This window comes from Micromonospora sp. NPDC052213 (assembly GCF_040679695.1).
In the GTDB taxonomy this organism is placed as follows: Bacteria; Actinomycetota; Actinomycetes; order Mycobacteriales; family Micromonosporaceae; genus Micromonospora.
Genome location: NZ_JBFAVI010000010.1, coordinates 25,682 through 34,316, shown reverse-complemented (window position 1 = coordinate 34,316; position 8,635 = coordinate 25,682). Strand labels below are relative to the sequence as shown.

Below are 8,635 nucleotides of genomic sequence, written 5' to 3'. Positions count from 1 at the left end.
ACCACACCCCAATCATTTCGGGTTGCTCACCGCCGGTGGCGGTCGTCTCGGCGGGCGGGCGGCCGCCGGCGGGCGCCCCGCCCCCGGCGGCCGGCACCGCCCGCCGGGGCGCCGCGTCGGGCCGGACGGGGCGGTTGACGCCGTACCTCTTCCTCGCCCCGTACCTGGTCCTGTTCGGGGTCTTCGGCCTGCTGCCGATCGTGCTCGGCCTCTGGCTCAGCGTGCACCAGTGGGACTTCCAGCTGCCCCACCGGCCCTTCGTCGGGCTGGACAACTACGGGGAGCTGTTCTCCGGCGACTCGGCCGTCTACGGCGACTGGTGGCAGAGCGTACGGGCGACGGGGATCTTCACCGTCCTGTCGGTGCCGCTGCTGGTGGTCGTCCCGCTCGGGCTGGCACTGCTGCTGAACCGCTCGTTCCCCGGCCGGACCTTCTTCCGGGCGGTCTACTTCGCGCCGTACGTGCTGGGCGTGGCGGTGATCGGCCTGCTCTGGCGGTTCCTGCTCGACGCCAACCTCGGCCTGGTCAACCGGCTCGCCGGGATGGTCGGGCTGCCGGCCGACACCCCGTGGGTGACCGACGTGCCGTGGGCCTGGGTGTCGCTGGTCGGGGTGACCGTCTGGTGGACGTCCGGCTTCAACGCCGTGATCTACCTGGCCGGGCTCCAGGACATCCCGCCGGAGCTGTACGAGGCGGCGAAGGTCGACGGCGCGAGCGCCTGGGAACGGTTCCGCCACGTCACGCTCCCCGGGCTGCGCCCGGTCCTGCTGTTCGTGATCACCACGACCGTGCTCGCCTCGGCGAACGTGTTCGGGCAGTCGTTCCTGATCACCCAGGGCGCACCGGGCACGGAGACCCGCACCGTGGTCTGGTTCATCGTCGAGGAGGGGCTGCGGGACAACGACGCCGGCCGTGCCGCCGCGATGAGCATCGTGTTCGCCCTGATGCTGGCGGTCGTGAGCATCGCCAACTTCCGCCTCTTCCGCTACCGGGAAGACTGAGGGGACCGCCATGACGACGCCCACGCGCACCGGGCGCGCCCCCGCGCCGATCCGCGGCAGGACCCCGTCGGCCGGCCGCGCACCGGCCACCGGGCTGCGCCGGGCCGCGCTCTACGCCACCCTGGTGGGGCTCGCCCTGGTCTTCCTGACGCCGCTGGTGTGGATGGTCATCACCTCGCTGAAGACCTACACCGGGGCCCAGCGGATCCCGCCGACCTGGCTGCCGGACCCGATCTCCGGGTACGGCTACGAGCAGGTCCTCGACAACTCCGCGAACCCCGTGCTGCGCTGGTTCGCGAACAGCATGCTGGCCGCCACGGCGCACGCGCTGCTGGTGCTGGCGACCGCCTCGGCGGCCGCGTACGCCCTGGCCCGGATGCGGTTCCGCGGCCGCAGGGTGCTCTTCGCGCTGATCGTCGGGACGCTGTTCATCCCGCCGACCTCGCTGATCATCCCGAACTTCCTGATCGTCGACGAGCTGAACTGGATCGACACCCTGGCCGTCGTGGTCGTGCCCGGCGCGGCGAGCGCGTTCGGGGTGTTCTTCCTGCGGCAGTTCTTCCTCTCCCTGCCCCGGGAGCTGGAGGAGGCCGCGGTGCTGGACGGCGCCAACCAGTGGCAGATCTTCTGGAAGGTGGTGCTGCCGCTGTCCAGGCCGGCGCTGGCCACCCTGGCCGTGTTGTCGTTCCTGACCAACTGGAACGACTTCCTGTGGCCGATCTTCGTGCTGTTCAGCCCGGAGATGCTCACCCTGCCGCCGGGGCTGGGCCTGCTCCAGGGCGCCTACAACACCGACTACCCGGTGCTCATGGCCGGGGCGATGCTGGCCAGCCTGCCGGTGTTGGTCCTCTTCGTCCTCGCCCAGCGGCACATCATCCAGGGCGTCTCCCGCAGCGGCCTGAAGGGATGACGGGCGGGACGACCCGGCGGCGCGGCGCGGCGGCGGTGCTCGCCGCCGCGCTGCTCGCCGCCGGGTGCGGGGGCGATCCGAGACCCACGAGCAGGGAGACCGACGCGCGCATGTTCACCAACCCCGTCGTACGCACCGACGCCCCGGATCCGCAGGCGATCCGGGTGGGCGACACCTGGTACCTCTTCCACACCAACGCCGCCGGCCGCAACGTCCCGGTGCTCACCTCCCCCGACCTGGTCGACTGGACGCCGGCCGGGGACGCGCTGCCGGAGCTGCCCGCGTGGGCGGAGCCCGGGAGGAACTGGGCGCCCGAGGTGATCGAGCTGGCCCCGGACCGGTTCCTGCTCTACTACACGGTCGCCGGGCGCGAGTCCGGGCGGCAGTGCGTCGGCCGGGCGGTGGCGAGCGCCCCGCAGGGGCCGTACCGGGACGACTCGACCGCTCCGCTGATCTGCCAGGCGGAGCTGGGTGGGGCGATCGACGCCAGCCCGTTCCGGGACGCCGACGGCAGCCTGTGGCTGCTGTGGAAGAACGACGGCAACGCCGTCGGGGTGGACACCTGGATCTGGTCGCAGCGCCTCTCCGACGACGGGCTGCGCCTGGTCGGCGAGCCGGTGAGGCTGCTGAAGCAGACCGAGCCGTGGGAGGGCAACCTGGTCGAGGGGCCGTTTCTCCACCGGCACGACGGAAAGCTGTTCCTGTTCTTCGCCGCCAACGCCTACGACCGCGCCGAGTACGCCGAGGGCTACGCGGTCTGCGAGTCGCCGACCGGCCCCTGTGTGAAGGCCCCGGAGAACCCGATCCTGGCGACCAACGGGGCGGCCTCCGGGCCGGGGCACGCCTCGATGGTGGTGGTGGACGGTCGCACCTGGCTGCTCTACCACGCCTGGCCGCCCGGTCAGGAGGGCACGGTCGACCCGGGCCGCCAGATCTGGCTCGACGAGGTCGTCTGGGACGGCGGCAGGCCGGTGGTCAAGGGCCCCACGGGCACGCCCCAGCCCCGTCCCTGACGCGGGACCCGCAGGGCCGGAGGCAACGGCCCGGGACTTCCCGGCCCGTTCGGGTGACGACCTGCCGTGTGCGGGTCGTCACGGTGCGCCCGGTCAGCCCGGCCGCACGGCGGAGCCGAACCCGACGGACGGACCGATCCCGCGCAGACCCTTGCGCCGGACCCAGGAGTGTGAAAATTTCCTACCAGCGGCAGATTGTCAACGGCGAATCTTGCCGATAGCGCCGCGATCGACCCCTGACACGGGAGCCCCAACGAAGGGACACACCGCATGAAGGCAACTCGGCTCGGAGCCGCCGGGCTGGCCGCCGCACTGCTCGGCGCGCTCGTCGCCGCCACCCCCGCGAGCGCGGCGCCCGACGCGGCGACCACCGCCTCCACCACCACCTGCGTCACCGACCCGGCCACGCCGAAGCGGCAGTTCCGGGCAATGTGGATCTCCTCGGTCGTCAACATCGACTGGCCGACCAAGGCGTCCCAGACCTCGCCCGACCGCATCGCCACCCAGCAGGCCGAGTACCGCGAGCTGCTGGACCTCGCCGAGCGGCTCAACCACAACGCGGTGGTCGTCCAGATCCGGCCGACCGCCGACGCGTTCTGGCCGTCGCCGTACGAGCCCTGGTCGGAGTACCTGACCGGGGTCCGCGGCGAGAACCCGGGCTGGGACCCGCTGAAGTTCGTGGTCGAGGAGGCGCACAAGCGGAACCTGGAGTTCCACGCCTGGTTCAACCCGTACCGCATCTCGATGCCGGCCCCGGGCGGCGCCGGCGCGGACATCAGCAAGCTCGCGCCGAACCACCCGGCGCGGGAGCACCCGGAGTGGACCTTCGCCTACCCGCCGGCCGGGGTGGCCGGCAGCCGGCTCTACTACAACCCCGGCATCCCGGAGGTCCGCGAGTTCGTCCAGACCGCGATGATGGACGCCGTCAAGCGGTACGACGTCGACGGCGTGCACTTCGACGACTACTTCTACCCCTACCCGAGCGGCACCCACCAGGTGCCCGACGACGCCACCTTCGCGGCGCACAACCGGGGCTTCACCAACAAGGCCGACTGGCGGCGGGACAACATCAACCTGCTGATCCAGGAGATGAACGCCAAGATCAAGGCCGAGAAGTCCTGGGTGAAGTTCGGCGTCAGCCCGTTCGGCATCTGGCGCAACCAGTCGGCCGACCCGCTGGGCTCGGACACCACCGGCAGCCAGTCGTACGACATCATCTCCGCCGACACCCGCAAGTGGGTCAAGGAGGAGTGGATCGACTACATCGTGCCGCAGCTCTACTGGTACATCGGCCAGTACCCGGCCGCCGACTACGCCCGGCTCGTGCCGTGGTGGGCGGACGTGGTCAAGGGCACCCGGGTGCAGCTCTACATCGGGCAGGCCGACTACAAGAGCGGTGACCCGGCCTACGGCTCCTTCTGGATGAACCCGCGCGAGCTGTCCGACCACCTGACGCTCAACCGGGCGCACCCCGAGGTGCTGGGCAACGTCCACTTCTCGGCCGTGCAGGTCCGGGCCAACCGGCTCGGCGCGACCGACATCTACGCCGCCGAGCACTACTCGCGGCCGGCGCTGATCCCGACCATGTCGCACCTGCCGTCGAAGCCGCTGCTCATGCCCGTGGTCACGAAGGCCGCGCGGCAGGACGACGGGGTCCGGCTGAACTGGCTCCAGCCGGCCGACGGCCAGGGCCCGCTCGGCACCGCCACGTCGTACGCGATCTACCGGTTCGACGGGGTCGGCCTGGCCGGCCGGTGCGACTTCGCCGACGCGGCGCACCTGGTCGACACGGTCCGCGCCGACGGCGACTCGCAGACGCAGTCCTGGGTGGACACCACCGCCGAGGCGGGCAAGCGGTACACGTACTACGTGACCGCGCTCGACCGGCTGGCGAACGAGAGCCCGGCCAGCCCGCCGGCGTTCGTCCGCTGACGTCCCACCGAATGCCCCGGGTGCCCCTGGCGCCCGGGGCATTCGTCTGTTTCGGCATCTGTCACCAATTGTCGACGGGCACGACACCTCCGGGAACGGCCATTGATCGAAACTGGTCGACATCCGGTGACCCGCCGGTAACCCCGCCCCACCCGCCGACCCCCGCGGAGGTAACCGTGCCCAGACGCCTCACCACCCTGCTCGCCTCGGGCGCGCTCGCGCTGCTCGTCCTGCTCGGCGTCGCCACCCCCGCCGCCGCCGTCACCCCCACGCAGAAGCTGTCCGTCCTGTCGAGCTGGACCCAGACCAGCGCCACCAGCTACAACGCCTGGAACTCCGCCCGGCTGAACAAGGCCGCCTGGGCCGACTACGCCTTCGACTGGTCGACCGACTACTGCTCGTCCAGTCCGGACAACCCGCTCGGCTTCAACTTCACCCTCTCCTGCTACCGGCACGACTTCGGCTACCGCAACTACAAGGCGATGGGCCAGTTCTCGGCCAACAAGTCCCGCCTGGACAGCGCCTTCTACGAGGACCTGAAGCGGGTCTGCGCCACGTACAGCACCATCGTCCGGCCGGCCTGCTACAGCCTCGCCTGGACGTACTACCAGGCCGTCAGCGCCTTCGGCTCCGTCGCCGCCGTGCAGCAGGCCGACATCGACCGCGCCGCCCGGATGAAGGCCGACGCCGAGCGCCGCGCCGCCCTCCGCTGAGGCGGGTCGACCGGGTCCCGTCCCGCCTCCCCCGGGCGGGGCGGGACCGCCCGGTCGACGCCGCGCCCGACCCGAACGTCGGTCAGGCGTGCTCGGTGTGGCGGTCGGGTGTCACGGGGCGACGGGGAGCCGGGCGGGCCCGGTCCGCGCCGAACCTCGTCGAATCCGCCGCCAGGTCCGGATGCTCCACGCCGAGCGCCAGCGCCGCCGCCTCCTCCAGCCCCAGCTCGGTCCCCTCCCCGTACGCGGCGTCGAAGACCGCGTCGCCCAACGCCCGGCGCAGCTCCCCCTGCCGCTGCGCCCAGTACGCTCCGTAGATGCCGGGCGTGCAGCGCATGCTCGCCCGGGTCGCCCCCGCCGCGCCGAAGAGGCGGGCGGCCGTCGACCCGTCGCCCCCGCCGGCGCAGCGCACCGCGATCGCGTTGAGCGTGTCACAGGCCCGGCCGTGGAAGCCGTGGCTCATCCGGGACCGGAGCGCCACCTGGAGGTGCTCGTGCGCGGCGACCAGGTCGCCGCGGGCCAGTGCCACCATCCCGAGCAGCATGTCGACCGAGCGCCGCCCCCGCTCGACCGGGCGGGCGGCCTCGACCGGGCGGGCCGCACCCAACAGCTCGGCGGCCTCGTCCAGGGCGCCCCGCCGCCAGAGGAGCTCGGCCAACCTGAGCACGGCGAACAGCGCGTCGCCGACCACCTCCCGGTCGTGCGCCCAGTCGATGACCTCCCGGCAGACCCGCTCGGCCTCCGCGAACTGTCCCATGTCGACCAACGGGGCCGCGCGCCCGGCGAGGACCCGGGCGAGCAGGCCGGCGTCGCCGGCCTGCCGGGCCGCCGCCTCCGCCCGCTGGGAGAACCGCAGCTCCTCGGCGAACTCGCCGTCCGCGCCGGCGTGCAGCGAGTGCATGTGGTACGCCGCCGCCAGCTCGGCCTCCGGGATCCGCTCCCCGGTCTCGGCGATCCGCCCGTACAGCCGGAACAGCCAGAGCCGCCCCTCCCGGGCCAGGCCCCGCTCCCGCCACCACTGGTCCAGGCCCCCGGCCAGCCGCAGCCCCGCCCGGGCGCTGCCGCCGGTCGCGCACCAGCGCAGCGCGGCGCGCAGCTCACCGGCGAGAGGGTCGAGGGCGTAGAGCGACAACGTGACCGGCTGCCCGTCCGGGCCGAGGTGCGCCCGCTCCAGCGCGTGCGCCGACCAGGCGACGTGCCGGTCCCGGGCGGCCCGCTCCTCCCCCGCCTCCGCCAACCGCCGGGCCGCGTACGCCCGGATCGGGTCGAGCATCCGGTAGGTGCTGCCCGAGGCGTGCGGCTCGGCCAGCACCATCGACTTGTCGACCAGCACGGAGAGCGGGTCGAGCGGGTCGGTGCCGAGCAGCCACTCCACCGTCGACAGGTCCACCGGGCCGGCGAAGACCGCCAGCCAGCGCAGCAACCGGGCGGCGCGCGGCCCCAGCGTCCGGTACGACCAGGTGACCGTGGCCTGCATGGTGAGGTGCCGTTCGGTGGCGGACCGCTGCACCGCCCGGGTCGCCGGGGTGGGCGGCGGCACCCCGACGGCCGCCGCGACCAAATCCACCGTGTCCTGCTGGTTGCCCGTCCACGCCCGCTCCACCGGGGGCGGCTCCGGGTTCTCCCGGCCCGCGTCCAGCGTGCCGAGCACGTCGTCGAGGCGCTCGGCGAGCTGGCCGACCGAGAGCACCCGCAGCCGGGCGGCGGCCAACTCGATGGCGAGCGGCAGCCCGTCCAACCGCTGCACGACCCGGCGCAGGTCGGCCGACTCGGCCGGGTCCGGCTGCCGGCCGCCCCGGGCCGCCGCCGTCCGGTCCAGCAGCAGCGCGACCGCGTCGCTCTCCGCCCCGTCCGCCGGCGGGTCGACCGACAGCGGCGGAATCCGCCAGACCACCTCGCCGGGCAGGCCGAACGACTCCCGGCTGGTGGCGAGCACCCGCACGCCCACCCCGCCGGCGAGCAGCCGCGAGATCACCTCGGCCGAGGCGGCCGGCTGGGCGTCGCAGGTGTCCAGGACGACCAGCATCCGGCGCGCGGCAGCGTACTCCACCAGGGTCTCGACCATCGGGCGGCCGGGCTCGGGACGCAGGCCGAGCACGGCGGCGACCGCGAACGCCACCAGGCCCGGGTCGGTCACCGCGGCGATGTCGACGAACCAGACCCCGTCCGGGTACGACTCCACCAGGTCGGTGCCCAGCTCCACGGCGAGCCGGGTCTTGCCCGCCCCACCCGCCCCGAGCACGGTGACCAGCCGGTGCGCCTCCACCAGCCGGCGCAGCTCGGCGCGCTCGGCCTGCCGGCCCACGAACGAGGTCACCTGGGTGGGCAGGTTGTGCGCGACCGCGTCGGCCGTACGTGGCCGCGGGAACTGCCGCTCGATGCCCGGGGCGACCAGTTGGAAGAGCCGTTCCCGGTCGTCGAAGCCGCGCAGCCGGTGCAGGCCCAGGTCCAGCAGGGACGCGCCGGCCGGCAGCGGGTCGGCATGCCGCGCCGTCGACGCCGAGCAGAGCACCTGCCCGCCGTGCGCGGCAGCGGCCACCCGGGCCGCCCGGTGCACCTCGGGGCTGGCGTACTCGCCGTCGCGCGGCTCGGCCCAGCCGGTGTGCAGCCCCATCCGGACCCGGGGCACGGCCTCGGCGGTCGGCCATTGGTGGCTGGCCAGCGCCCGCTGCGCGGTGAGGCAGGCGGTCAGCCCGGCGGTCGCGTCGCCGAACGCGAGGAAGAACGAGTCCCCCTCGGTCAGCAGCTCCGCGCCCTCGGTGGCGGCGATCGTCCGGCGCAGCAGGCGGCGGTGCTCCCGCAGCACCGGCCGGTAGTCCGGCCCGAGGAGCTGGGCCAGCCGGGTCGAGCCCTCGATGTCGGTGAAGACGAAGGTCACCCACCCGCTGGGGAGGTGGATCCGTGGCGACATGCGTGGGACCTCCCCCGTGACGTCGGACTCATGCTGCCTGATACTGGATCGTCACGCATCGTGAGAACGGCCGGCCGGGCTCGGACTCAAGGGGCCCGGCGGCCTCGGCGCGGACGGACGGGGCCGGCCGACGGGCGGGCGGAGGCCGACGAGTC

The 8,635-nt window shown here is 73.5% G+C and carries 5 protein-coding genes and 1 pseudogene; 5 read left to right on the top strand and 1 reads right to left on the bottom strand.

Going from position 1 to position 8,635, the window contains the following annotated elements:
* Positions 1-35 precede the first annotated feature (35 nt).
* From AB0L34_RS04755 to AB0L34_RS04735, 5 genes are all read left to right on the top strand, one after another.
* Entirely contained in the window at positions 36-1,001 is a 966-nt protein-coding gene (locus tag AB0L34_RS04755) for a sugar ABC transporter permease (protein ID WP_363701952.1), read from the top strand.
* Positions 1,002-1,011: 10 nt separating this feature from the next.
* The gene (locus AB0L34_RS04750; RefSeq protein ID WP_363701892.1) at positions 1,012-1,911 is read left to right on the top strand and encodes a carbohydrate ABC transporter permease; all 900 of its coding nucleotides are present in this window, start codon (positions 1,012-1,014) and stop codon (positions 1,909-1,911) included.
* Positions 1,908-2,924 (top strand): glycoside hydrolase family 43 protein, encoded by a 1,017-nt coding sequence (locus AB0L34_RS04745; protein WP_363701890.1) that lies wholly within the window; start codon positions 1,908-1,910, stop codon positions 2,922-2,924. The genes AB0L34_RS04750 and AB0L34_RS04745 overlap by 4 nt, the downstream gene beginning before the upstream one ends.
* 270 nt (positions 2,925-3,194) lie before the next feature.
* On the top strand, positions 3,195-4,856 hold the full coding sequence (locus AB0L34_RS04740) for a family 10 glycosylhydrolase (protein ID WP_357457442.1): 1,662 nt from the start codon (positions 3,195-3,197) through the stop codon (positions 4,854-4,856).
* 176 nt (positions 4,857-5,032) lie between these two features.
* Positions 5,033-5,569, top strand: a complete 537-nt coding sequence (locus tag AB0L34_RS04735; RefSeq protein ID WP_357457444.1) for a phospholipase — start codon at positions 5,033-5,035, stop codon at positions 5,567-5,569.
* Positions 5,570-5,720: 151 nt separating this feature from the next.
* Here AB0L34_RS04735 and AB0L34_RS04730 read toward each other — a convergent pair.
* Positions 5,721-8,480: pseudogene (locus tag AB0L34_RS04730) on the bottom strand (adenylate/guanylate cyclase domain-containing protein); the annotation flags it as partial.
* Between the last annotated feature and the right edge of the window lie 155 nt (positions 8,481-8,635).

What these genes read in the sequence shown, in the direction of transcription:
- AB0L34_RS04745 (WP_363701890.1), top strand. Translation starts at nt 1,908, where the DNA reads ATGACGGGCGGGACGACCCGGCGGCGCGGCGCGGCGGCGGTGCTCGCC.
- AB0L34_RS04740 (WP_357457442.1), top strand. Translation starts at nt 3,195, where the DNA reads ATGAAGGCAACTCGGCTCGGAGCCGCCGGGCTGGCCGCCGCACTGCTC.
- AB0L34_RS04750 (WP_363701892.1), top strand. Translation starts at nt 1,012, where the DNA reads ATGACGACGCCCACGCGCACCGGGCGCGCCCCCGCGCCGATCCGCGGC.